Below are 25570 nucleotides of genomic sequence, written 5' to 3'. Positions count from 1 at the left end.
GCAGTACTGCCTTGGATGTACTACCTCGGAGCGGCTTAAACTTTAGTCAGCTTCCATAAGAATCAGCTCAACCTCATCAATGGAAAGGTTGGTTGCTTTTGCAAGCTGAGGAACAGTCTGCCCTTTCTTGCGGCCGGTCAAGATCAGTTCACGCAGGAACTGAGGAGAACGACTGACAGCTTCTGCCTGTTCTAAAAGGGTACGCAGTTCCTGTGCACGTGCTTCAAGCTGTGTTTCAAGTACTTGGAGCTCTTGCTGACGTTTAGCGAAGGAATCAACGATTTCCTGCTCCAGCTCAGCGTTGAAATGCATTTTGGCGACTAAAGATTCTTGTCCTGCCTGCATGGAGGTTAATAGGGCTTCGCTCTTACGCAGACGCATATAAAAGACGATAAGAAGAACCAGTAACAGTAGCTCGGAGCCACTGATAATAAGCAAAAAAAGTTGGGAAAATGTCATTACTATACTTTGGTGTCAATAATTTTGCCTTGCCAGGCGCTTACGGAAGTAGGGTTTGTTCCAATGTCTTCTTCCGGCTCTGACTCATGTTCACTGCCGGAGGAAAGGAACTGATTTTGCTGCCCGTGGCCGTCTTCGTCAACATCAAAATGAGTTTGTTCTGTGGACTGTGTTTCGGTCACGTGGTCGCGGGCGAGTTCACCACCCCTGCGAGCGGCATCCCGGGCTGTTGCCTGTTGCCGTTCGGGACGCGATTTTTCCTGCTCGGCAATTTTCTGCACGCGTCCCATCTGCTGAAGTATTAATGGTATATCAGTTTCTATGGACATAGTTATTTTACCAGATAGTTTTCAATAAAGACATCCTTGAACTGTCCATGTCCCATGTATTGGTTCACAACCGTCAGTAAATCAGACTTAAGCAGCTGCACATTTTCTTTGTCAGAAAGGAACTTCAGATCCTTGTTGCGCAGGTAGTAGAAGATTGCATCGCGAAGCGTTACCTTTTTGTTCTTTGCTTCCCATGCAAGCTTTTCATTATCGGTGAAAACGGCAAATTTGCAGACAAGGAAACGAATTTCTTTCTTGTTGTCACGCTGTTCAACCCAGAATGGTTCCCACGTCACGTCAAATTTATCTTTTTGAACAATCGGTGGTGGGTCGTATTTGCCTTTTTCTTTTTTAACAACCCGCTTAACAGGTCTTGGGACATCTTGTGGTTGTAGCATGTTCCAGCCCACCGCAATAAGGGCAATGACAAGCAGACCGAGCCCACCGAACATGAGCTTACGTTTACGTTTGCGCGCAGCATCGGAAGCCGCTTCAAACTCGGCTGGACTGGAGAAGGAGTCAACGTCAGTAGGCGTGGCATCATCGAATACCTGCTCTTCTTCCTCATCCTCGTCATCCATCAAAAACGGCGCGTCATCAAGATCAAGCTCTACCTTGTCGTCCTTGTTTGGCATCATGGAGCCTGGTGTAGAAAGAGTATCCATGTCTAGTTGAGCCTTTTGAATGCCGGCGCTGCCGGGTCTGTTGGTTGGGTCATTTGCCATCTGTTACCTAGTCTGCGGTTTGTGGTTTATACCACTAAAACAAGGCAATCCGGCAGAGGAAGACAACAAGCACGGTATTGAGCATGTAGTAATTTCCTAAACCGGAATGCATTATTTCTATGAGCAGTAAGCAGTTACGGGAAAATCTTGTCGATTTTCTGCTTCATGATTTCTGCTGTGAACGGCTTTACAACGTAGTTGGAAACTTTTGCCTGAACAGCTTCAATGATGTTTTCCTGCTGTGCTTCTGCAGTAACCATTAAGAATGGCAGGTCTGCAAACTCTTCGCTGCCGCGAACTTTTCTAAGCAGTTCAATACCGGTCATCTGTGGCATGTTCCAGTCAGAAATAATAAATTCGATACGGTCTTTGTTAAGAACTTCCCATGCAGTAGTTCCATCATCTGCTTCTACAATGTTGGTAAAGCCAAGTTGACGAAGAATGTTTTTAACAATTCGTCTCATAGTAGAAAAATCGTCCACAACAAGCACACGCATATTTGGATCAAAGCCCATGATAGACTCCTTCAGTCTTTATAGTCCGCTGTCTTTTCCATGCACTGCATAAAAATTATTACGCAGTTTTAGTAACGCCTGAGAGTGCAACTGTGAAATGCGACCCTCAGTTACCCCCATAACCTCTGCTGCTTCACGCATATTGAGATCGTCGCTATAGTAGAGGGACAATACCAATTTTTCTCTAGGTGTCAATTGTTCAACTAGTTGTGAAATCTGGTATAATGTCTCTTTTGAAGCAGTTTTCTTAAAGGGCTGGCTGTCTGCGTCACTTAACTCATCGGCAGAAACAGTGTCTTGTATTAGATCTAAATTCAGACACAATTGACTTTGCAGGGCAACAAGCCCTTCGCGGACTCCGGCTCTGTCGAGTCCGGTAGCCTGCTGCAGCTCTTCTTCAGTGGCGGAACGTCCTTTATCGTTTTCCACCTGTTGCATGGCTTCTTCGATTTGTCTTACGCGTTGGCGTAAGCTTCTAGGGAACCAGTCAAGGCGTCGTAATTCGTCAAGCATTGCGCCGCGGATGCGGTTTTCTGCGTAGGTATCGAATTTGATGCCCATTTCCGGCTTAAACTTGCCCAACGATTCCATGAGACCAAGCGTACCCGCACTGATAAGTTCACCAAGCTCCACATTTTTAGGGAGCTTCACTTTCAGACGTGATGCAAGGTATCGAACCTTAGGCGCGTAGTGACGGACCACATTTTCTTGTTCGTGGTCGGACATAACGGCCCAGGCCTTCTCGCCGGACTCCAGTAACTCCCAGGCATTACTGCTGGAAGAGGAGTTTTTTCCAGAAAAACTTGATATTTCCATCAAGATTCGCAGATATTTCCCAATTTTGAATCTTGTCTGCAAGTTTGCCGATAGCTTGGCAAACAGGAGATGCAGGATTCTGTTGACAGACAGGACGTTGAGCCACAATAGCTTTACGTACAGCTGGATCGCGCGGCAGGAAGCCAGCGTAATCCAAAGAAACACCGGATAGGAAGTGATCACAGGCAGAGTACAGGCGGATAAACATTTCTTTAGCTGCTTTTTCAGAAGCAGCCATGTTCACAACAACCTTGAAGTGCTCAACACCGTGGTTCAACTTCATTACTTTAATGAGGGAGTACGCATCGGTCAGTGAGGTTGGCTCTGCTGTAAGCACTACAATGCGCTCTTGTACTGCAAGGTTGAAGTACAGAACGTTATCGTTGATACCTGCACCGGTATCAACAATAAGAAAATCTACTTTATCTTCGAGGCTGTCCATTGACTCAAGCAGGTCAAGTTTTTGGCCGGTGGAAAGGGTTAACATTTCACCGATGCCGGAAGATGCTGGTAGAATATCAAACCCATACGGGGTTGAGTACAGAATGTCGGAAAGGGCAACCCCTTCGCTGAACAGGTGAAAGAGATTTCGCTCGGGCGTAAGCCCTAGCAAAACATCTACGTTTGCAAGCCCCAAGTCTGCGTCCAACAAAACAACTCTTTTGCCTTTTTGCGCTAATGAATACGCAAGGTTAACAGAAAGGTTTGTTTTGCCTACTCCTCCTTTACCGGAGGTTACAGACAGGACAAGAGGAAGGTTGCCACTCATGGTTCTATTATCTCCAATATGCCATTAGGCATTCTGGTGAATTGTATATTCGCCGGGAAGCTGGTTCTTAAAAATGAGTCTCCACAACATTACGTCTTGAGCCGGAGTAAGTGTGCCCTTAAGTCCGGAACCGTATGAGAAGGCTGAAATAGGGAGCCCTGTGGAAACAGCTGTATTGATTATCGTACCGAATGTACAAGCTTCGTCGATCTTAGTCCAGACAATGCTACCACCCTTTACTGCACGATATTTTTCAATCGTTGCAGTTAGTTGCTTGTTGCTGGCCGTAGGTGAAAGAACTCTGTGGAAAGTGTTTTCGCGAATAGCATGCAGGCCGAAGTGTTCAATTTGCTCTTTGAAAGAGTCGCGCAACCCAAGTCCCGGCATATCAATGATGATGCGGTCATAGCTTTTTGCAGCGTCCCGTATTGTATTGGCGAAAGTGATACTGTCGCGAATTTCGTAGTATCCCATGTCACAAAGCTGTGCGTAGTGACGCAACAGTAACCTGCCGTTACCACGGGAACAATCTGCATTGATAAAGCAAATGCGCATTGTCTGATTTTGCTTACGCAGTTCCAGTGCCATTCGAACAGCAGCGCTGGTTTTACCTACGCCAAATGGACCTACAAAGGTGTGCACACGGCCTTTCCATTCGTTCCCCCATGGTTTGAAGGTGATTTGATCGCCAAGTGGGGTGAGGATGGACATGCCTGCATCGCTTTTAAGCGGACGCAGAAGCCGAAGGATAACGGAATCTTCAACGTCATGACGCTGGAGATGTTCCAGTGCAAGACGCTGACGGGGGGAAAGCTTGTGCAGCTGAAGACGAGGCTTAACGAGTTCCGTAATGTATCCTTTAAGCTCTGACCATTCTTCATGCCAGCGTCCCCAGCCAGAAGGAGCTGCATAATCCTGAGTTTCCGCTTCCTGAATTTCATCTACCGCACGTTCAACACCGGCAGTAATCTGACACCAGCGTCTATCTGCATCTTTTCCTTCCTGCTTGGAAAGGATTACTGCCTCTTCGCCCATTTCCTGTTTAATTTGGGCGAGTACGGAACGAGTTGTCTGTCCTGAAAAAGTTTTTACCTGCATAATTAGATTCCTACATTACCAACAGTGTTCAAACGAATGTCTGCAGGTATTTCTGCTTGGGAGATAACCGGAATGTTCGGGATAAAACGCATGATCAATTGAGAAAGATGCGGGCGTACCATCGGTGAGGTCAGGATAACTGGCTGACCGTCTGCTACGACTGCATTTTCTACAGCTGAGTTTACGGCCTGAATCACATGTTGTGCAGTGGCTGGGTCAAGAGCAAGGTATGCTCCGCCCTCTGTCTGACGGATGGATTCAGAAATGGTTTTTTCCATATTTGGATCCAGCATAATGATCGGGAGTGTATTTTCCTGATCCATGTACGGTCTAACAATTGTACGGGCTAAACGTTCACGGACATACTCGGTGAGTACATCAGGGTTCTTAACGCTTGTTCCGTAGTCCGCGAGGGTCTCAACAATGGTAAGGAGGTCGCGGATTGAAATATTTTCTCGAACGAGGTTTTGCAGAACTTTCTGCACAACACCCAGTGTAAGTACATTCGGTACAAGTTCTTCCACTGCTTTCGGAGCATGCTTAGCAAGGTTATCCAGCAGAGACTGTACTTCCTGACGACCAAGGAAGTCGGCAAGGCTGCGTTTGAATACCTCGGTAAGGTGCGTTGCAATAACGGTGGATGGGTCAACAACAGTGTACCCTGCAAGAACTGCTTCCTCTTTTTGTGCTTCAGGTACCCACAGAGCAGGCAGGTTGAATGCCGGTTCGCGGGTTTCAATGCCTTTAATGGAGTGGCGGGCATCGCCCGGGTCCATAGCGAGGAAGTGGTCGATGAGAATTTCAGCTCCTGCCATCTCGTTGCCTTTAATGAGTACAGTGTACTGCCCAGGTTTGAGTTGCAGGTTGTCACGCAGATGCAGGGACGGAACAATGACACCCATGTCCAGCGCAAACTGTCTGCGGATTGTTCTGATGCGGGAGAGCAGGTTGCCGTCCTGTGCTTCATCAACAAGCGGGATAAGGCCGTAACCAACTTCCAGTTCCAGAGCATCTAAAGGAAGAAGGGATTGTACTGCTTCTGGAGTATCCAGTGCTTCCTGTGCGTTTTCTCCGCTCGCATTTTCTCCAGGAGCGCTAGCGCCGGTGCGTTCGGCAACGTCTGCGCTTGCGTTTGATGTTAAGCGTGCAATAACAAACATGCAGACCGCGAAGAAGGAGAATGCGATGAACGGCATACCTGGAACCAGAGCGAATACAAGAAGTACGCAACCAACAAGGTTGAGTGCTTTAGAGTTGAATGTAAGCTGACCAATGAACTCTTCACCCATTTTCGCTTCAGCAGCAGCACGGGATACGATGATACCGGCAGCGGTGGAGATAATGAGGGAAGGGATGGTGGATACAAGGCCGTCACCAACGGTGAGTAAGGTGTAAGTGGAGAGTGCATCGCCCCATGACATGCCGTTTTGGAAAACAGCAATCAGGATGCCCGCTGTAATGTTAACAATAGTAATGAGCAGGCCAGCCATTACGTCACCTTGAACGAACTTACCGGCACCGTCCATCGCACCATAGAAATCAGCTTCTCGACGGATGGTTTCGCGGCGCATGGTAGCAGTTTTTTCGTCAAGAAGACCTGCGTTCAAGTCTGCCTCGATAGCCATCTGCTTACCCGGCATCGCATCAAGGGTGAATCGGGCTGCAACCTCAGCGATACGTGTTGTACCGGAGGTAATAACCATTTTGTTCAGGATAAAAAGAATTGCGAAGATTACGATACCGATAACGTAGTTGCCGCCTACAACGAATTGTCCGAAGGATTGAATAACATTACCGGCTGCGTCTGGTCCTTCACTGCCGTGCAGCAGGATGAGACGGGTTGTTGCCACGTTAAGTGCAAGACGGAACAAGGTTGTTACCAGAAGCAGAGTCGGGAAAATGGAAAATTCCAGCGGTGATTTGATGAACATGGATGTTACGAGCACCAGTAACGCCAATGAGATGGACATGCTGAGCATGACATCCATAAGCAGGGTAGGGATAGGGATGAGCATCACAAAAAGAATGAGCACCACACCGCCTGCAAGGAGGATATCTCCGTGCTTTGAGAAGCGATCGTAATTGATTGTAGAAGCGTTTGCGCTGGCAGCCATATTTCCGACACCTTTTTCGAAGAGTTGTATAACGCCTGAGTAAAACCAGTTGTTCTTTTAACCTACTGTTTTTGCTTAAACTTGTTGAGTGAAGCCAGAATGGAAGCTACCGCTTTGTAGAGGTCTTCCGGAATTTGGTCACCCACCTTTACTGATTTATACAAAGCCCGTGCCAGAGGAACGTTTTCTCGAAGAGGAATATCGTTTTCTTTTGCTATTTCTCTGATTTTCATAGCAATATTGTCTGCGCCCATAGCGACAACAATTGGCGCAGGAGCTTCCATTGCGTTGTAACGCAGAGCTACAGAGATGTGAGTCGGGTTTGTGACGATAACGTCTGCTGTAGGAACATCTTGCATCATGCGTTTTTGGGACATCTCGGCCATTTTTTGACGCTGCTGAGAACGAACTTTCGGATCACCTTCAGCCTGTTTGTGTTCGTCTTTTACCTCGTCTTTGGACATCTTAATGTTTTCTTCGTAATCCCAGCGGGAGTAGAAGTAGTCCGCGAGCGCAATGAAGATCATGGCAAGAGTTGCGTACAGGGACACTTTGAAGACAAGCCCGAGCATATATTCAGCTATGCCTTCCGGTGTTGCGTTGTAGAGGAGAATGAAGTTGTCCATCTCGTCTGTAATAACAAGGTAAGGTGCAATGCCGATAACAGCTGCAAACGCGATACTTTTAATGAGTCGGACGAGCGTCTGCATGGAAAGAAACATGTTTTTCATGCCCTTGATCGGGTTGAATTTGTTCCATTTCGGTTTAAATACTTTCATCGTCCACAGGTGGCCTACCTGAACACGCATGGATATTCCGGCAAAGAAAAATAGAAATAGAAAAATAGGGGCGAGTATGATTACGAGGTCAAATGCCATTGTGTTAATGAAGTTAATGGCAGATTTCATGGTCATGTCGAGCGTGGCGTCAAATGTGTAACAGGAGCGCATGATTTCCTGAATACGCTCGTTAATTGTTCCGATCCACGCGTATACTATGATAATGCCTCCAAGGGTGGTGGCAGCTTTGGGAACTTCTTGCGACTTGGCGACGTCACCGTCTTCGCGGGTCTTTTCCCGCTTCTTGGGCGTCGCCTTTTCAGTTTTACTCGGATCACTTTGTGGCATGTCTGTGTATCCTGTTTATTGCAGCAGCGGAGAACCGGCTTTGATGAGATGTGAAAACATAGGGCCAAGGCTCATGATAAGTTCTTCCATACGCTGCCCCATAAGGGTGAACAGCATTCCGATGAACACAAGACCTACAGCAATTTTAACCGGAAAGCCGAGCATAAGAAGGTTCATTTGTGGTGCTGCACGACCCATAAGGCCAAGGGTTAATTCCACCAGCAGAAGAGAGATCATAACCGGAGCAGCAACTTTAATTGCCAAAAAAAACATGGTCAGGGACAAACTGAGTATTTGTTGTCCTAGCGTTGCAGAAAGAACCAGTCCTCCCGGTGGGATAAGTTCAAAAGAATCAGTCAATGCCTTAATGAGATAGAGATGACCGTTTGCAACAATGAAAACGGTAAAACTCAATTGATACAACAGGATAGATGTAATGCCTTCTTGTTCGCCTGAGGAAGGGTTGGCAAGGGTAAGCATGGAGAAACCCATCTGGAATCCGATAACCTGACCGCCGGTTCTGATACCGGCGAAGATAAATTTAACCGCAAGCCCTAACAATACTCCAAGCAAGATTTCGCTGAGCATAATTATCGCAATCTCAAATGGGTGAGCAGGAAGTTCGGATGCTTTGAGTGATAATGACGGAAATATTGCAAGGGTGAGCATGAGGCATACAGACGCCTTTACCAGACGCGGGATTGTTTTTCCCTCAAAGAATGGCAGCAGAAAGACTACGAGGCTTAGTCGCATGAGTGTGAGCAGAAAACTGAAAAATTCTGCCATGTCAAAATTAAAGATGTCCATATATAATGAATAGCAAGAGTTGCGCCAGTCCTTAAAATTTAAGGCTTTCCACGCTGTGGGACATCTCAAGTTGTCTCAACCTGTCAGATAGATGACGTCCTTGCAAAGTATATATGATTCTGGCACTTCACGCAGATTGAGAACAAATCCGTATAGTATGGCGCATCTCAAGGGTACTTGCCCCTGTAGGACTCGTAGAGTCGCCACAGTGAAAGGTTGCGCTGCACTGATTGGTTTTCAATCTGAGCAGAAAGACTTTTTGCAGTTTTTAATGGTTGTATGACATTTTAATTGCACACAATTGTCTTAATGTACGAAAAGGATTTTTGTAGCATACTGGAATCACAAACTTTGGAGAAGTAATGGACCTTTTGCCTATTAAGCGAGCACTGTTGAGTGCCACAGATAAGACTGGATTGGTCGAATTTGCGACGTTCTTGAGCGAAAACGGTGTGGAGCTGGTTTCTACCGGCGGTACTGCACGTATGCTTAAAGAAGCCGGGCTGAAGGTTACACCTGTAAGTGATGTTACCGGATTCCCTGAAATCCTTGGCGGCAGGGTAAAGACTCTGAACCCGTACATCCATGGTGGTATCCTTGCTGATAAGGATAATCCTGAGCACCTTGCTACCCTTAAAGAGCACGAGATTGCAGCGTTCGATTTGATTGTAGTTAACCTCTACAACTTTGAAGATGCAGCAGCTCGCGGTCTTGATTTACGTGGCGCAGTGGAAGAAATCGACATCGGAGGCCCTTGTATGCTCCGCGCAGCAGCGAAAAACTTCCACTCTATCCTCGTTCTTCCTGATCCTTCCCAGTATGATGCTGTTAAGAAGGAGCTTGTTGAAAACGATATGCGCGTAGGACTTGCGCTTCGTCGTGATATGGCGGTAAAAACATTTGCGCGTACTTCCCAGTACGATGGAATGATTACGGAGTATCTTGCAAGCAAAGATATTTAAGCAATATTAAAGAAATGCCTCCGGCGGGTACAAAACTGTCCGCCGGAGGCAATAGAAACAACAGGAGTTCATCATAGCCTCTAAGGTTCTCGGCAACACACACGGACTCAAACCGAGTCAGTTGAAATCTCTCCAGCGGCTTTTTGCCCGCCGTTATCCAGTAAAAGAGGGATACACATCCGAACAGGCACACGAGCTTGCGGCTCTTTCCCGCAGCGTTGGTAGACAGATCGCATTACTTATCGATCGCCAAGGCAAACCTCAGATGGTTCTGGTGGGTGACACCGGCGCTATCTACATTCCGGAACTTCCTCGTGCCCGTTCCAGTAGCGACCGTTTGCGCGGTCTGCGTCTTGTTCACACCCACCTGCAAGATACACTTCTTTCGCAGGAAGACTTGATGGATATGCTCTTCTTGCGTCTGGATTCTGTTTCTGTGCTAACAGTTGACGGCATGGGTGCTCCTGTCTCTTTCCAGTCCGCTCATATTCTTCCAGTCCCTTCAGCGGATGGTACTTCGTACAATGTGCACGACGCTACTTCGTGGGATAAAGTCGATATTGATTTTGAATCGCAGACTGAAGCGCTTGAAGAGGAACTTGCCCGAACAGCCGAAAGTGCTCGCAAGCATGCAGGTGCAGAACATGCGGTACTTGTCAGCGTAAGTACTCAGCCAAAAGAAGTGCAGGAGTCTTACCTGAATGAACTGGCAGATCTTGCTGATACCGCTGGCGTTTCTGTTGCGGGTAGACTTGTTCAGCGCGTACATCAGGTGAATCACAAATTTATTATGGGTAAAGGTAAGCTTGCAGAGCTTGAAATCCTTTGCCTGCAGGGTAATGCTACCATGATTATCTTTGATGGTGAGCTTTCTCCTGCACAGCTGCGAAACCTTACAGAAGTAACTGAGAGAAAGGTTATCGATAGGACCCAGCTGATTCTCGATATTTTTGCGCAGCACGCTACAACGCGTGCCGGTAAATTGCAGGTCGAAATGGCGCAGTTACAGTATGCGCTGCCACGTTTGGTCGGTAAAAACCGTGCAATGGACAGGTTGATGGGTGGTATCGGTGGTCGAGGACCTGGTGAAACCAAGCTTGAAACTGACCGTCGTAAGGTGCGTGACCGTATTGCCCGTTTTAAAAAGGAATTGACCTTGTTGCGTAAGCAGCGAGCCTATGCTCGTGATCGCAGAAACAAGGCACGAGTGCCTGTTGCAGCGCTTGTTGGCTATACAAACGCGGGTAAGTCTACCACGCTTAACGCATTGACTAACTCAACAGTGCTTGCGGAAAACAAACTGTTCGCAACTCTTGATCCTACAACCCGCCGTCTTCGTTTCCCAGAAGAGCGCGAGCTTATTTTGACTGATACCGTAGGTTTTATCCGAAATCTTCCGAAAGAACTACGCGAAGCTTTTCGTGCAACGCTTGAAGAGCTTGAAGCCGCAGATTTGCTATTGCATGTGGCAGATGCTGGGCATTCTGAGCTCGAAAAACAAATTTCCGCTGTTGAACGTATCCTTGAAGATATGGATCTGCATGAAATCCCTACTATACTGATTTTGAACAAGTGGGATACGCTTGATGAAGAACAGCAGGAAAATTTGACACATATGTATCCAAAAGCAATTCGTATTGCTGCAAAAACTCGATTGGGACTTGATAAACTTTCCAAGGTGATCATTGATCGAATTGACTGGGAACGTGGCTTGGTGAGCTAGGACTTAGTATAGAATAATAAAAAACGCCCTTACGGATATTTCGTAAGGGCGTTTTCTTTTTTGAAAAGAGTAGCTTTGCAAGGATACAAATGGCCACACTGGGGTGGAAAGTATCCCTCAGAAAAGACAAAGGCTTGAGGAGCCACCTCAAGCCGAAATATGTCTTTAGTGAATTTAAGAAGTACTTTTTATATAGCACGATGTGTGCCAAAAAGTGGTCTGAGAGTGTTTTGTGGATAAAGCTAAATAAAACAAACGGTTAGTCCGGTGGCCGTATTTTCTTGTGAAATCTAAGCGTAGAAAAAATTGTACTTCGAGGGGGTAAGTCCAGAAAAAACAGTATAAATTTTTGCACCATGCAGGGGGTGTTAGATTTTTTTGCGTCAAAAGTGAGTCTTAATATGAAGAAAAATATACAGAAAATAATGCGAGAGTTGTTTACGGAATAAGTTCTAATACGAAAATAATCTTCGAGGAAAATTCATACGGTGTAGAAAGTTGATTGCTAGAACAATATGGTAGTCACAAAATCGGAATTAACCGTTGCGAGAGAAAGGATTGCGGGAAAATATTGTTTTTTAGGGATGTTGCATGGGGCTGGCGAGTGAAATTGAAGAGTGAATGATTTGGTCAAAAATTTTTTACTATTAGAAAACGATTATATTAGAGATCTATAATCAATAGAATTCTTGTGTAAAAAATCTTTTATAATAGCTGGTTATGTTTTTGGTTTTTTGTGGAGGAGAACTGCTTAGCCCTATGCGACGTCTGTATTACATGGAAATGATGCGACGAATGGGCTTAGTGTTATAGCTGCAACGGGTGATTCCGTAATTGCTGGACAGTTCCTAATCCTGTGCTATTCTCTTATTAAGTGAAGAGACCTGCGGATCGTCCCTAGACGAGGTTTCATAGGGGTTATCGCAGCAATCTCAAGCGAAGTGTAATCGTATTCCCGCCCAATGCGCAACGCACTGTGATATGTCGAATTCACAGGCGAAAAGGCTGATCCGCAGCCTGCGCATAAACGTGGCAGAGGCGTACTTAGTTGAATAACCTCGACAGGAGGTTTTGACTCACGGAAAACCGGTATTCCCATAATGGCAAATAGAGTTGCCCACAATGTGGGGTTGGGTTTTTGCCCCGTATAAGTGCACAAATAAGGTTCATGAAATAATTCATGAACATGCCGGTCACCGGAAAGAGTGCATTTTTTTTTGTCAGTCATCACAGCAGGGCGTTGTTCGCCTCTGCCGGACGTGTCGTTCAATGGTCTGTGCTACAGCATGTTTTGAAGTCGTCTTGAGTAGCCTGCGGAGCTACTTTTTTATGGCCTCTGAATTATTAGTACTACTGGCAGGCAAGGTGCCCTTTAGAGCATTTCTGTTCAGTACACGGTGATAGTTAATATTGCTACATTGCGTGTGGTAGGTGGATTGTAAATTTCGAACCTTGGTTTTCTGCTGCTGTAACTGAAATAGTTCCGCTGTGGTTGTTGGTAATAATGAAGTAGGAGACTGAAAGCCCGAGACCGGTACCGTCACCAATAGGTTTGGTTGTGTAGAATGGTTCAAATACGCGTTTACGTATGTCGTCATTCATTCCGGGACCGTTGTCAGCAACCGTAATCATAACTCCAGAGGCAGACTGCTGAGTTGTAATCACAATAGTCGGCTTTTCAATAGTCGGCTTCGCAGTTGCGAACGCCTGTGCTGCATTTTTTAACAGGTTTAAAAGCACCTGTTCTATTTCTTGCTGAGCGCAGGAAATTTGTGAAACGGTGTCATCGTATTCACGGATTATTTCTATCTGATCGAATTTTTGTTGGGTTTTCAGCTGATAGTCATTTGCAGCAAGTTCAATGGATTTTTCGATAACGTTGTGAACGCAGCACGGCGTTCGTTTAGTATCTGAGCTTCGGCTAAATTCAAGCATATTGGCAACAATAGATGCGGCGCGTTTTCCGCATTCGGTAACTCCGTCCAGCAATCCGAAAATTTCGCGCTGTTCCATATAGGCATTCATTTTCTCCAGCGAAATATCAAGTTCGTCTGCTTTAAGAACATTCGGTGCCAGGTCAGGACTGAGACGGCGTTGAATATTTTGTACGCCTTGAAGAATTCCACCAAGCGGGTTGTTGATTTCGTGCGCCATACCTGCTGCAAGTCCGCTGATAGATGCCATTTTTTCTGTCTGGATAATTCGTTCTTCCATACGCAGACGTTCTGTAATGTCATCAATTCGTAATACTGCAACCTGCTTATTGCTGATGGTAACAGGAAAAATTACGATGTCGTATGTGACAGGGACACCGTTACGAATAGAGGTAACTTTTGGTACAGAGACAGGTGTTGTCGCAGTTAAGGATTTTTGAATGTGACGTTCGATGAATGAAAGCTCTGGTAGCAATTCTCTAAATCGCCTGCCTTCGGCATTATTAGCCATGATGCCAGTGTCTTCTTCAACTGTGTCATTCCAGAGAGCTATCGTCATTTGTTCTGTCACGCCTACGATTAACGATGGCATGCAGTTGATAATGTTCTGCAGCATCTCTTTGGTGGAGATGAGGCGTTGCTCAGCATGTTTTTTAGGTGTGATATCTGAGTGTGTTCCAATAAACCGATATGGCTTACCTTCTTGATCTCTTAGTATCTGAGCTCGCCCAAGGAACCAGCGGTACTCACCGTTCTTGTGTTTAATGCGGTATTCCCTTTCTGTTCGTCCTTCAGAATCATACACTTCTTCTGTTGAAAGGGCTGCAATGGATGAACGGTCATTAGGGTGGACTCGTTTTAACCAGACAGAAAGGGAGTTAGTCAGCTCTTCATCTGTGTAGCCGAGCAACTCTTTCCAGCGTGAAGTGTATAGCAGGTGGTCCTGGTTAACTCTGCACTCAACAAAACCATCCATTGTGCTTGCAGCAATGAGGCTGAATTGTTCCTGACTTTCCCGAAGCTGATATTCGATGCGTTTTCTTTCCTCGATGTTTTCCTGCAGCCGTTTGTTTATCTTTGTAAGCTCAGCTTCACGAGATGCGACTTCTTTTGCCATTTCTTTAAAATTGATGGCAATGTGTTGCAGTTCACGTGTGTTAAGAGTCGGATAATGCTCAGGATATGTGCCTGTACGCAACTGATCTATCATACTGCTCAGTTGAGCAAGTGGTTTCTTGAGATAGATATCTAGTACCTTATGGGTGAGGCTAAGAATAGCAATAAGCAGTAAACAAATAATAAAGAGATATCTTATGAGTTCTTGCTGTTGCTCTTTCTTAAGGGCTGCAAATGAAAGATGTACTGTTACGCGACCAATATGCTGATCATTATAGTAAATATCTCTTGATATGACTTTTTCTGCGGGAACAGTTAGGTCGCTGATTTTGTCAGCAATAAGTTTTCCATCAGGTTCTTCAACTTGAATTCTGGTGACGGTTTTTATTTCGGAAGCAATAGAGATAATTCGGTCAACAGTGTCATGTTCAATATTCCAGATAGGGATAGAGAGAACTTCTGCAAGATGTTGAATGCGCTTTGAGGTACCTTTTTCAACTCGATCTAAGGTAGTGCAGTATGTTTGTGAATAATGATAGATGCCAAGCATCATTATCATCGCGCATACTATGCTAATTATTCCAAGCAATAAATTGTGAGAGAGTGAGTTGTTGTTGCAGAATCGTACGAATGTGCGAGAGTTGGCGCCTTGCATGAGCACTCCTGTAATCCCGAATCATAAAGAATAGTCGCTGTTAAAATCGAGACAAATAATATAGAAATGATGCAGATAGTCAATGAACAGTAATAGATATGCCGAGCGTTGAAGTGGTGACCTTTGTCGGGTAAGAATAGTGCAAAATAACTCAAAAAAAGTATAAAAAATCTCTCGAAACCTTTGGCTACTTGACTCTGACGCAGGAATGAGCAAAGTATTTCGGTTCGTATATTAAAGATAAAAACAACAGAGAATTTGTTCTCTGGTATGTAAAGGATGGACTATGGGGTTCTTTTCTAAACTAAAACGACTTTGGACAACTGAAGATGCTCCTAAACAGGCAGAGCAGGAAGCGCCGGAAGGTGCAGAAGAAGCTGCTGCGGAAGAAATAGAGAGTGCGGAACCGATAGCTGCCGAGCCTGAATCGCAGGAGTTGCCAGCAGAAGAAGTGCAGCCCGAGGCGCCTGAGCAAGCTGCCGAAGAAGTAGTTGTAGAGTCAGAAGAACCTGTTCAGGAAGCTGCGGTAGAAGCACCAGAAAGTGTGCAGCCTGAAGTTGTCCTTGAGCCTGAATTTATTACAGAAGTAGAGCCGGCTGTTGAAGTAGAGCCTGCTGAGGCCGCAGAGGAACCGGAAGTAACTGAAGAGCCTGAACCTGTTGAAGAACCGGAAGTTGTAGTAGAGCCTGCTCCTGAAGTAGCACCAGAGCCAGTAGTGGTTCCTGAGCCTGAACAAACTCCTGTTGCTGCTCCTGTAGAACAGGCAAAGCCTGAAGCTGCAACCTTGGTCACAGAAGATCAGCCTCAGTGGCAGAAAGATCTTACTATTGCTCTTCGTGGTGCTGAACCGAAGCTGTCCGTTTGGCTTGAGCATGTTCTCGACGGTATTGAGGAAGTTGGTGATCCCCTTTGGGAACGCTTGCGTTTCTTCTTTGATGCACTGGATGCTCCAAAAGACGAAACTGAGTCCTTTATTTCCAATTTTGCTGATTGGCTTGATGACATGGAATACGACTATGTCAGTGATTTCCGATCAGAACTTCAGTTTCGTTTAGCACTCGCTCTTGATCTTGAGGATGAAGAAGACGAACGTTCTCGTCTGTTCCTGAAGCTTTCCGAAGGTCTTTCTAAGACAAAAGAGCAGATCACCAAGCAGATTGATGGATTGCTCGCAACTCACTCAGAGATTGATGAATCTTTCTGGGAAGAGTTCGAAGAAATCCTCATCATGTCTGACGTTGGTTTTGAGCCGACCATGAAGCTTGTTGAGCGTCTGCGAGAGCGTGTACGTAAAGCAGGCACAAAAGATCCTGCTAAATTTAAAGAATTTATGCGTGAAGAGCTGGAAGAAATCTTCAAAACCGGCCCTCGCATTACTGTTGTTAACAAGCCAGAGGTTGTTCTTATGGTTGGCGTTAACGGTGTTGGTAAAACTACTACCATCGCTAAGCTCGCTTACCGTGCACAGCTTCAGGGTAAGAAAGTACTTATCGCTGCTGGTGATACCTTCCGTGCAGCAGCAATTGAACAGCTTCAGGTGTGGGCAGACCGTATCGGCGTTGATTTCCACGCTAAGTCTGCAAATTCCGATCCAGCAGCAGTTGCTTACGAAGCTGTAGAAAAAGCTGTAGAAGGTGGTTATGACCTTCTGTTTGTTGATACTGCTGGACGTCTTCAGACCAAAGTTGGTTTGATGGATGAGTTGCAGAAAATTCGTAACGTACTCGGTAAAAAACACGAAGGTGCACCTCACCGTACCATTCTTACTATTGATGCAACAACTGGTCAGAATGCGTTGTCACAGACCAAGTTGTTTAACGAAGTTGCAAGTCTTGATGAGATTATTCTTACCAAGCTTGATGGCACCGCAAAAGGTGGTATCGTTGTAGCAATCGCAATGGAATTCAATATCCCAATTACCTACATCGGTCTTGGTGAAAAAATGGAAGACCTCAGACCGTTTAACGGTGCCGACTTCGCAACCGCGTTGCTCGGACTTGAGGATGCGCCAGAAGCATAGCTTCTGTTGCCTTCGGCTAGTCTGCGACGCTTTTGCCTCCGACGGGCAGGCTGCGCCTTGCATCCGCAAGGGATATTGTTCCCTTGACCCCGACTAGAGGGGAGGGACAGAGCACAAAGTTAGTCGCGCGAAAGGCACTTTACTTATTAATAAGAATAAGACGGATGGGGAAACCTGTCCGTCTTTTTTATAGACGAGAGGAGAAATCCATGATCCCGCAAGATTGGTGTGAAGCTGTACCGTATTTTAACGAGGGCAGGCATGAGCGGATTTTGCAAAAAATAGCAGGACTGCGGGAGACAACCACAGTTTTTCCACCGGAAGAGCAAGTCTTTGCAGCGTTACAGGTTGTGCCGTTTGATGACGTGCGAGTTGTCATCCTCGGTCAAGATCCATATCACGGTGCTGGCCAAGCACACGGGTTGTCTTTCTCTGTACCTGAAGGTGCAAAGTTTCCGCCGTCTCTCCGGAATATCTTTAAAGAAATAGATGCAGAGTTTCATGGTGGTATCAAGCGTGACGTTTCAACAGATCTTACCCGTTGGGCGAAGCAAGGCGTACTTCTTCTAAACGCAACGCTCACAGTGCAAGAGGGAAAAGCAGCATCGCACGCAAAGCTTGGTTGGAACGCAGTTACTGATGATATTATTAAGGCGATAAGTCGTAAGCGCAAAAATCTTGTATTTCTCCTTTGGGGAAAACATGCTCAGGACAAGCGACCGCTCATTGCTGACAATGATCACTGCATCCTTGAAGCTGTGCATCCATCGCCGCTTTCCGCATCGCGTGGCTTCTTTGGTTGTAATCATTTCATTTTGACCAACGATTGGCTGCGGGAGCATGGTCAATCTGAGATTGAGTGGTAGTCTATTGGCTCCGGCGGCTTAATGCTCTTGGCGTGAATAATATAAGGGCTGTCCAACATAAGTAGGACAGCCCTTTTTATATTTTATTGAAAGGTAGTGGAGCGTAACCCGCGAGATTATGAAAATAACATGATCGTTTCGCGGTTAAAAGTTTTAGGAGATTCTTAAGAAGCCCTTTTTCAAAAGGGTTCTTAAGCCGCCGGAGGCAAGCCCCGCCGAAGGCTAACAAAAAACTTTTTAGCAAATACGCGGCAGCTGTTCACCTTCAAGCATGTTGAGCAGACGATGCCCGCCGAGTGGTGTTTCGAGCACAACCTGTCCGGCTTTGCCTGGTGAATCATTTGGATCAAGCACGGAACCAACCTGCACTGCATCTTCGCCGTACTTCATGGATCGCATGAGGGTTAAAGCGGCTTCTGCTTTTTCCTGAGGAAGAATGCAGATGAGCTTTCCTTCGTTTGCGAGGTAGAACGGGTCAAGACCGAGGAAAGAGCAGCCGTTGCGAACGGATTCGCGGACGGGAACTTGGCTTTCTTTGAGATTGATAGTGACATTGGACTGTCCTGCGATCTCGTTGAGTGTGGTGGCAAGACCGCCACGGGTCGGATCGCGGAGAACGTGAATGTCACCAATCTCGTTGATAAGCGCTTCAATAATGTGGTTGAGCGGCGCAGAGTCGCTTTGTACGTCAGTGGCAAAGTTTAGTCCTTCACGGTTTGAAAGGACTGTGAGACCATGGTCGCCCATGGTTCCGGAAACAAGGATGGCGTCACCTGGTTTGGCGTGTGCGCCGGAGGTTGCTTCTGAAAGAATAAGCTCACCGATGCCAGTGGTGTTGATAAAAATTTTGTCAACGCAGCCACGCGGTACTACTTTTGTGTCACCGGTAACGATGAGTACGTCTGCTTCTCTAGCGGCCTGAGCCATTTCGATAACGATTTTTTCCAGAGTGCTCATTTCAAGCCCTTCTTCAATGATGAAGCCGCAGGAAATGTAGCGTGGTTTAGCGCCAAGCATGGCGACGTCGTTAACGGTTCCGTGTACTGCAAGAGTACCAATGTTGCCGCCGGGGAAGAAAATCGGGTCGACGGTGTAGCTGTCGGTACTCATGGTGATAGGACCGGTGATGTTGAGCAGGGCAGCATCGTTCATTTCATTAAGAATCGGGTTGCCGAAATGCTTGAAAAAGAGATCGCCAATGAGACGGTTGGAGGCCATGCCCCCGCTTCCGTGGTCGAGAAGAAGTGTTGTTTCGCTCATAATTATGCTGTCACCTGATATTTGAAGTATGCTGCACAGCTGCCTTCTGTGGAAACCATGCAAGGACCTACCGGTTTTGCTGGGGTGCATGCCTTAGCGAACAGAGGGCAGTCGTTTGGCTGCATTTTCCCTTTAAGCACCTCACCGCACTTACAGCCCGGGGTTTGCGGTACCTCGGTCAGTGTAATGTCCAGCGCTTTCAGTGCGTCAAATTCTTCGTACTCATTTTTGATAATAAGTCCGCTTTCTGGAATAGTGCCTACACCGCGCCATTGTGCTTCTGCTATATCGAACACAGAGAACATAATTTCGCGTGCTTTGGCATTACCGGAGTCTGATACCGCCCGTTTGTACTGGTTAACAATAGATGCTTTACCTTTTTTGCGCTGTTCCACCATGATGAGCAGAGATTCAAGAATATCTACAGGATCAAATCCGGTGATGACACCCGGTGTGTTGTATCTTTCTGCCACAAATTGATATGGTTCTATTCCGAGTATGGTGGACACGTGTCCTGGTAAGAGGAACGCGTCTACTGCGCATTCTGGATCTTCAAGCAGTACTTTGAGTGCTGGCGGAACCAGTTTGTGGAATGAAAGCACCTTGAAATTTGTAATGTTCTGCTGCTTCGCCATCTGAATGGAAGCAGCGATTGTTGGTGCTGTTGTTTCGAACCCGACGCCGAGGAATACGACTGTGTCGTTCGGGTTGTCTTGAGCAAGCTTGAGTGCGTCCAGCGGAGAGTAGACGATTTCAATGCGGGCACCTTCTGCTTTAGCAAGTTTCAGGTTGCGGCCTTTCGGTCCAGGTACGCGCATAAGGTCACCGAAGGTCGCGAGGATAACGCCGTCTTTTCCTGCGAGGTCGAGGAAGGCTGCAACTTCACTCTCGTGTGTTACACATACAGGACAACCGGGACCGGAAAGGTGTACAATCTCTTTTGGTAGCAGTGGGCGTAGTCCGCTCTGGAAAATAGCTACAGTATGCGTGCCGCAGACTTCCATAAAACGAAGTGGAGCATCGAGTTCATTATGCAGTTGTTCCAGAAGTTTTTTACATAATTCTGGATCTTTAAAGGAATCAGATACATTCATTGTGCACTTCCTTAATATATGTTGAGCATAGGGATAGACGCGGCAGGGTATCCGCACACTGAATACTGCTACGCTTTCAGTTTAATGGTGTCAACGGGGTGGAAAAAGTGGGTGCCAGAACCTCTCTTTGCTTTTTTTGCACCCACTTGCTACAAAAAGCTGAAAGCCGGTTTGTTTTTGAAATTATCTTGCCGGATACATAGAGGTTTTTTATGCGGTCACAGTCAGATTCTCAACATAAACAACGCGCATTTAGCGTAGCTCTTCCTTTTCATCGTTTTCCTGTGAATCCGAAGTGGCACATCCCGACAAGAGCTGATTGCAAGGCTTTGTGGGACAAATATAACATGCCCGACCATATTCGGGCGCATAGTGAACAGGTGGCGCATGTTGCGACGACCTTGGCTGAGCTTGGTGTGCAGCGAGGACTGAATGTTTGTGTAGAAAGCATTACTTCAAGCGCACTTCTGCATGATATCGCAAAAGCCTACACTATCGAGTTCGGTGGCGATCATGCATGGCTAGGCGGTTCAATAGTTTTGTCTGAAACAGGTAATCCTTATGTTGCTCAAGGTGTGCTGCATCATGTGCATTGGGAGTGGCCTGTTGATTCAGAATTGTGTTTTTTGCCGTTGGCGATTATCTACGCTGATAAGCGAGTGAAGCACGATAATGTAGTCTCGCTTAATGAACGCTTTGAGGATCTTGTCGTACGTTATGGAAAAACTGACAAGATTATTGCTAATATAATGAAGGCAAAGGTACTTGCAGAAGAAATTGAGCAGGCCTTTTCCGAACAATTAGGAATTTCACTACATGAATATTCTTTTGATAGCGGGCGGATGGTCTAGCGAACGTGAAGTTTCGCTGAACGGTGCAAAAGGCATCCATCTTGCGCTGATGCGCCTTGGACATTCCGTAACTTTTTTTGATCCGCAAAATTCCTTGGACGGCTTGCTTACCGCTGCAAGGGATCATGATTTCGCATTTATCAACCTGCATGGTTCTCCAGGTGAGGACGGCATGGTGCAGGCACTGCTGGAATCTGTAGGCTGCCCATTTCAGGGGAGCCGTGCTGTAGGCTCTTTCATAGCATTGAACAAGTCAGTATCTAAACAGGTTTTTCTTGATAATGCTCTCCCGACCCCTGAGTGGGAGTTTTTGGCTAAGCGTCCTTCAAAAGATTGGCGCCCTAAATTTTCTTATCCTATTTTTATCAAGTCAAACACTGGTGGTTCCAGCTTAGGGCTTTCCCGTGTAGCAAATGAGAATGAGCTTCAAGATGCTCTGGATTCTTTGTTTGCTACAGAAAGTGAGCTTATTGTTGAGCCGTTGATTGAAGGTGTCGAAGTAACCTGTGGTGTGCTTGGTAATGAAGCGTTGCCTCCTGTTCTTATTGAACCGGCTGATGGCTCTATTTTCTTTGATTATGAGGCAAAGTACCGTCCAGGTGGAGCGCGTGAAGTTTGTCCGGCCCCATTGCCGGAAACCATTACCGCTCAGGTAAAATATTTTGCACTTAAGGCTCACAAAGTTCTTGGACTTAGTGGGTATAGTCGCGCTGATTTTATTTACTCACCAGATGGTAGCCTGCACTTGCTGGAAGTAAACACCCTTCCGGGTATGACTTCTACCAGCTTGCTTCCTCAGGAAGCTGAAGCGGTTGGAATTTCTTTTGACGAGCTTATTGCAAGATTGATTCAACTCGGTTTAGCCGAAGATAACTAGCAAACATAATGCACTACATTGCTTTGGAAGCCGTATTTTCAGTATTGGAAATACGGTCTCGAAGCGTGTAGTGCATCTGTATATCGTATTTGCTTGAAGGATTTGTTAGCGGACTCACTCTCAAACTTAGGATGCTTTTATGAGCCTTGGATTCTCGCACAACTTGATGCTTGCAGCCTATGGAACTGCATGGCGTGTCGCCCGCCCCGTTCTTGATCGAAATAAACGCTTGAAACATGGACTTTCCCAGCGGCTTGTGCCGTACGGCTGGTCAAAACGGGCACATGTGTGGATTCAGGCTGCCTCCGGTGGCGAGGCATATCTTGCATGGCAGATGCTTCGTGAAATGCCGGATGATCAGCAGATGACAATTCTTCTGACATCCTGCACTAAGCAGGGCATTGAAGTGTTGGAAAAAGCCAGAGAGTGGGCTGCTAAAGAAAAAAGCTATCTTGATGTTGTCGTAAACTATTTCCCGTATGACCAGCCGCACTTGATGACACGTGCAGTGGAAATGGTAGCTCCTAAGACTGTGGTTCTTCTTGAAACAGAACTTTGGCCGGGGCTTATGACTGCCTGTGCTGTACTGGATATTCCGGTGGTGGTTTTCAATGGACGCATGAACCCGCGTTCGCTTGCTGGATACCTTGCTACGATTGGGTTCTGGCGACGCATTCGACCGACTATGGTTCACGCCATTTCCGACAAAGATGCCCGCAGATATTCGGCTCTTTTTGGCGAACAAGGTGTGTATACTATGAACAATATTAAGTTCGACAGTGTTTCCGTTGGTCATAAGGCAGGCAAGAATCCGCTTGTGGGTAAGGTTGTTAAGAAAAATACACCGCTTGTTGTTCTTGGTTCTGTTCGTGAAGAAGAAGAGTCCGATATTCTGGATCTTGTTATCCGTCTAAAAGAAGCACGTCCAAAAACAAGCATTGCGCTTTTCCCACGACATATGGAACGTGTAGGGCTGTGGGAAATGATGCTGAACGGGGCGAACCAACCTTTTGTTCTTCGTTCAAAAATTACAGAGCCGCCAGCACCGGGAACCGTTATTTTATGGGATGCGTTCGGTGAATTGGGCCATGCGTATCAGTTAGCTCGCGCTGTGTTTGTTGGTGGAAGCCTGGCACCGCTTGGTGGTCAGAATTTCCTTGAGCCGCTTGCGGCTGGCAAGAACCCGGTAATTGGCACCAGCTATCATAATTTCCAGTGGGCAGCTGGCGTTATCGATGAAAAGATGGTGTATTCCATGGATGACGTGGACGGTGTTTTCGATCAGATCATGCGTATTCTTAAACGATCTGCAAAGCCAGATACAGTGAAGAAGCGTTTCGCCGCTTGGCTTCAGGATCACCAAGGTGGAACGAAGCAGGTGCTTAACGCACTCTTATTGTTATTGAAACGCTCCAGCTAGTGTTGCTTCTTTTCAAAACAAAACTTGTTGACACAACAAAGCTTATAGATTTACAGTTCACACATGCAGAAAATTAACAATTCCTCCATTCTTTCTCTTCGCAATTGGTGGTGGCGCTGGTAACAGGCGCCGTGGATTGTTATTGTCTGCGTAAAAAAATTACGTAGAACTTACTAAAACCGCGGTAGTGCAAACTGACCGCGGTTTTTTTGGTCTAAGCACTGCCGTAACATATTAAGGAGACTCATTATGTCTACAGCAGTGAACAACGAAGTTACAGCGGCGGGTTTTTTTGGCGAGTACGGCGGACAGTATGTTCCGGAACCATTAAAGCCTGTTCTTGCTGAGCTGGAAGCAGCTTTCGAAAAATACCGTAATGATCCTGAGTTCATCAAAGAGTACAATTACTACTTAACTCAGTTCTCCGGCCGTCAGACTCCTCTTTACCTCTGTTCCAACCTTACCGAAAAGCTTGGTGGTGCAAAAATCTATCTTAAACGTGAAGATTTGAACCATCTTGGCGCGCACAAAGTAAATAACACTATCGGTCAGATTCTTCTCGCAAAGCGTATGGGCAAAAAGCGCATCATTGCTGAAACCGGTGCTGGTCAGCACGGTGTTGCAACTGCGGCAACTGCTGCTCTTATGGGCATGGAATGTACTATCTACATGGGCGAAGTAGATATTGAGCGCCAGAAGCTTAACGTATTTCGTATGCAGATGATGGGTGCTAAGGTTGTTGCTGCAACCAGTGGTCAGCGCACTCTTAAAGAAGCAGTTGATGAAGCTCTTGCTGAGCTTGTTAATTCTTCCGAAGACACCTTCTACCTGCTTGGCTCCGCAGTTGGACCGCATCCGTACCCAACCATCGTTCGTGAATTCCAGCAGGTAATTAGTAAAGAAGCAAAGCAGCAGATCCTTGAGCAAGAAGGTCGTCTGCCAGATTGCTGTCTCGCTTGTGTTGGTGGTGGTTCAAACGCAATCGGCATGTTTGCAGACTTTATTGAAGATGAAAGCGTGCGTCTTATTGGTGTAGAGCCTGCAGGCCGTGGGCTTGAGTACGGTCAGCATGCTGCTTCTCTTAGTCTTGGTGAACCGGGCATTATGCACGGCTTTAATTCTTACATGCTTAAAGATGAGAATGGCGAAGCAGCAGAAGTATACTCTATCTCTGCTGGCCTTGATTACCCAAGCGTAGGTCCTGAGCATGCATACCTCAAGGATGCGGGTCGCGCAGAGTACGCATACATCAGTGATAAAGAAGCAATGGATGCATTCTTTGCGCTTTCCCGTACTGAAGGCATCATTCCGGCAATAGAATCTTCCCATGCTCTTGCACATGCAATGAAGCTTGCACCGAAGATGGAAAAAGATCAGATCATGATTGTATGTCTTTCCGGACGTGGTGATAAGGACGTTGCGCAGATTGAGGAGATGGTTTCTGCTGGCGAAATTATGGTTCCTGAACTGTAATAGGCTACAAAATTACAGAAAAAAGCAGGATGTCGGGAACGAGATCCTGCTTTTTCGATTTTTTAAAGAGAAAAGGCGAAAAAAATTCTCAATCTAATTCAGTAAAAACAGTGTATTATTTTTAGTGTGATTAAAACTTCACAAAAAGTTTTAAAAACTTGTTGACGGAGAGGGCTGGTTTGCATAGAACCTCTCTCGCTGCAACGGAGCAGCCCAAACGGGTCGCAACGGAACAGCTTGTTCATTTTCAAACTAACGACGCAAAACAAAAAGACAACTTCTTAAAAAAAAGTTTTAAAAAGAGGTTGACTCTCGAAGCGGGATAAGGCAGAACGCTTTTCGCACTTCGAAAGACAACTGGTCTTTTGTTGTCACTTTGAAACTCTTTGACAATTAAATAGCGAATCGGATTGATTTAGAGATCAGCTAGCGTCATCTGCTACGATGTAGTGGATGTCACAATACAGAATTATTAAACTGGAGAGTTTGATTCTGGCTCAGATTGAACGCTGGCGGCGTGCCTAACACATGCAAGTCGAACGCGAAAGTTTCTTCGGAAA

The 25570-nt window shown here is 46.2% G+C and carries 21 protein-coding genes and 1 rRNA gene; 9 read left to right on the top strand and 13 right to left on the bottom strand.

The window, feature by feature from the left end; all coding sequences use genetic code 11:
• Positions 1-42: 42 nt before the first annotated feature.
• The 10 genes from BUR09_RS15255 to fliR form a co-directional block, all read right to left on the bottom strand.
• Positions 43-459 carry a hypothetical protein gene (locus tag BUR09_RS15255; RefSeq protein WP_074217815.1) on the bottom strand — a complete coding sequence of 139 codons (417 nt, stop codon included), beginning with the start codon at positions 457-459 and terminating at the stop codon, positions 43-45.
• Positions 460-461: 2 nt separating this feature from the next.
• Positions 462-788 (bottom strand): hypothetical protein, encoded by a 327-nt coding sequence (locus tag BUR09_RS15250; RefSeq protein WP_074217814.1) that lies wholly within the window; start codon positions 786-788, stop codon positions 462-464.
• A 2-nt stretch (positions 789-790) separates the two neighbouring features.
• Positions 791-1513 carry a flagellar basal body-associated FliL family protein gene (locus BUR09_RS15245; protein ID WP_084539522.1) on the bottom strand — a complete coding sequence of 241 codons (723 nt, stop codon included), beginning with the start codon at positions 1511-1513 and terminating at the stop codon, positions 791-793.
• 134 nt (positions 1514-1647) lie between these two features.
• Positions 1648-2028: a chemotaxis response regulator CheY gene (locus BUR09_RS15240; protein WP_074217813.1), complete on the bottom strand. Its 381-nt coding sequence runs from the start codon at positions 2026-2028 to the stop codon at positions 1648-1650.
• An 18-nt stretch (positions 2029-2046) separates the two neighbouring features.
• Positions 2047-2844 carry a FliA/WhiG family RNA polymerase sigma factor gene (locus BUR09_RS15235; RefSeq protein ID WP_074217812.1) on the bottom strand — a complete coding sequence of 266 codons (798 nt, stop codon included), beginning with the start codon at positions 2842-2844 and terminating at the stop codon, positions 2047-2049.
• A complete protein-coding gene (locus tag BUR09_RS15230) occupies positions 2798-3613 on the bottom strand; it encodes a MinD/ParA family protein (RefSeq protein WP_074217811.1) in 816 nt (271 codons plus the stop codon). The genes BUR09_RS15235 and BUR09_RS15230 overlap by 47 nt, the downstream gene beginning before the upstream one ends.
• Positions 3614-3637: 24 nt before the next feature.
• The gene (locus BUR09_RS15225; protein ID WP_074217810.1) at positions 3638-4711 is read right to left on the bottom strand and encodes a flagellar biosynthesis protein FlhF; all 1074 of its coding nucleotides are present in this window, start codon (positions 4709-4711) and stop codon (positions 3638-3640) included.
• A gap of 2 nt (positions 4712-4713) precedes the next feature.
• Positions 4714-6825: a flagellar biosynthesis protein FlhA gene (gene flhA, locus BUR09_RS15220; protein ID WP_074217809.1), complete on the bottom strand. Its 2112-nt coding sequence runs from the start codon at positions 6823-6825 to the stop codon at positions 4714-4716.
• 62 nt (positions 6826-6887) lie between these two features.
• Positions 6888-7952, bottom strand: a complete 1065-nt coding sequence (gene flhB, locus BUR09_RS15215; protein ID WP_074217808.1) for a flagellar biosynthesis protein FlhB — start codon at positions 7950-7952, stop codon at positions 6888-6890.
• 15 nt (positions 7953-7967) lie between these two features.
• Positions 7968-8738, bottom strand: a complete 771-nt coding sequence (gene fliR, locus BUR09_RS15210; RefSeq protein ID WP_322788061.1) for a flagellar biosynthetic protein FliR — start codon at positions 8736-8738, stop codon at positions 7968-7970.
• A gap of 383 nt (positions 8739-9121) precedes the next feature.
• On the opposite strand from fliR, the gene BUR09_RS15205 reads away from it, so the two are divergent.
• Both BUR09_RS15205 and hflX read left to right on the top strand, forming a co-directional pair.
• Positions 9122-9721, top strand: a complete 600-nt coding sequence (locus BUR09_RS15205) for an IMP cyclohydrolase (RefSeq protein WP_074217806.1) — start codon at positions 9122-9124, stop codon at positions 9719-9721.
• A 121-nt stretch (positions 9722-9842) separates the two neighbouring features.
• Complete coding sequence (gene hflX / locus BUR09_RS15200) at positions 9843-11444, top strand: GTPase HflX (RefSeq protein ID WP_139296872.1); 1602 nt, start codon at positions 9843-9845, stop codon at positions 11442-11444.
• Between the two features lie 1413 nt (positions 11445-12857).
• On the opposite strand, the gene BUR09_RS15195 is transcribed toward hflX, so the two are convergent.
• The gene (locus BUR09_RS15195) at positions 12858-15149 is read right to left on the bottom strand and encodes a PAS domain-containing sensor histidine kinase (RefSeq protein ID WP_074217805.1); all 2292 of its coding nucleotides are present in this window, start codon (positions 15147-15149) and stop codon (positions 12858-12860) included.
• A 286-nt stretch (positions 15150-15435) separates the two neighbouring features.
• On the opposite strand from BUR09_RS15195, the gene ftsY reads away from it, so the two are divergent.
• Entirely contained in the window at positions 15436-17169 is a 1734-nt protein-coding gene (ftsY, locus tag BUR09_RS15190) for a signal recognition particle-docking protein FtsY (protein WP_074217804.1), read from the top strand.
• A 209-nt stretch (positions 17170-17378) separates the two neighbouring features.
• Positions 17379-18035: a uracil-DNA glycosylase gene (ung, locus tag BUR09_RS15185; protein WP_074217803.1), complete on the top strand. Its 657-nt coding sequence runs from the start codon at positions 17379-17381 to the stop codon at positions 18033-18035.
• A 237-nt stretch (positions 18036-18272) separates the two neighbouring features.
• Here the strand turns inward: ung and hypE are convergent, their stop codons facing one another.
• On the bottom strand, positions 18273-19295 hold the full coding sequence (gene hypE, locus BUR09_RS15180) for a hydrogenase expression/formation protein HypE (protein WP_074217802.1): 1023 nt from the start codon (positions 19293-19295) through the stop codon (positions 18273-18275).
• Positions 19296-19297: 2 nt separating this feature from the next.
• Positions 19298-20389 carry a hydrogenase formation protein HypD gene (gene hypD, locus BUR09_RS15175; RefSeq protein ID WP_074217801.1) on the bottom strand — a complete coding sequence of 364 codons (1092 nt, stop codon included), beginning with the start codon at positions 20387-20389 and terminating at the stop codon, positions 19298-19300.
• 212 nt (positions 20390-20601) lie between these two features.
• Between hypD and BUR09_RS15170 the strand changes: the two genes are divergently transcribed.
• The 5 genes from BUR09_RS15170 to BUR09_RS15150 form a co-directional block, all read left to right on the top strand.
• Positions 20602-21240 (top strand): HD domain-containing protein, encoded by a 639-nt coding sequence (locus BUR09_RS15170; protein ID WP_074217800.1) that lies wholly within the window; start codon positions 20602-20604, stop codon positions 21238-21240.
• Positions 21206-22117: a D-alanine--D-alanine ligase family protein gene (locus BUR09_RS15165; protein ID WP_074217799.1), complete on the top strand. Its 912-nt coding sequence runs from the start codon at positions 21206-21208 to the stop codon at positions 22115-22117. Before BUR09_RS15170 ends, BUR09_RS15165 begins: the two co-directional genes overlap by 35 nt.
• 139 nt (positions 22118-22256) lie before the next feature.
• Entirely contained in the window at positions 22257-23537 is a 1281-nt protein-coding gene (locus tag BUR09_RS15160) for a 3-deoxy-D-manno-octulosonic acid transferase (protein ID WP_074217798.1), read from the top strand.
• A 249-nt stretch (positions 23538-23786) separates the two neighbouring features.
• Positions 23787-25010, top strand: coding sequence for a tryptophan synthase subunit beta (trpB, locus tag BUR09_RS15155; RefSeq protein ID WP_074217797.1), 1224 nt, complete (start codon positions 23787-23789; stop codon positions 25008-25010).
• A gap of 474 nt (positions 25011-25484) precedes the next feature.
• Positions 25485-25570 (top strand): 16S ribosomal RNA (locus BUR09_RS15150); the annotation flags it as partial.

It is taken from the genome of Halodesulfovibrio marinisediminis DSM 17456 (assembly GCF_900129975.1).
Classification (GTDB): Bacteria; Desulfobacterota; Desulfovibrionia; order Desulfovibrionales; family Desulfovibrionaceae; genus Halodesulfovibrio; species Halodesulfovibrio marinisediminis.
The sequence above is the reverse complement of the archived record's forward strand: the minus strand, read 5'-3'. Positions and strand labels throughout refer to the sequence as shown.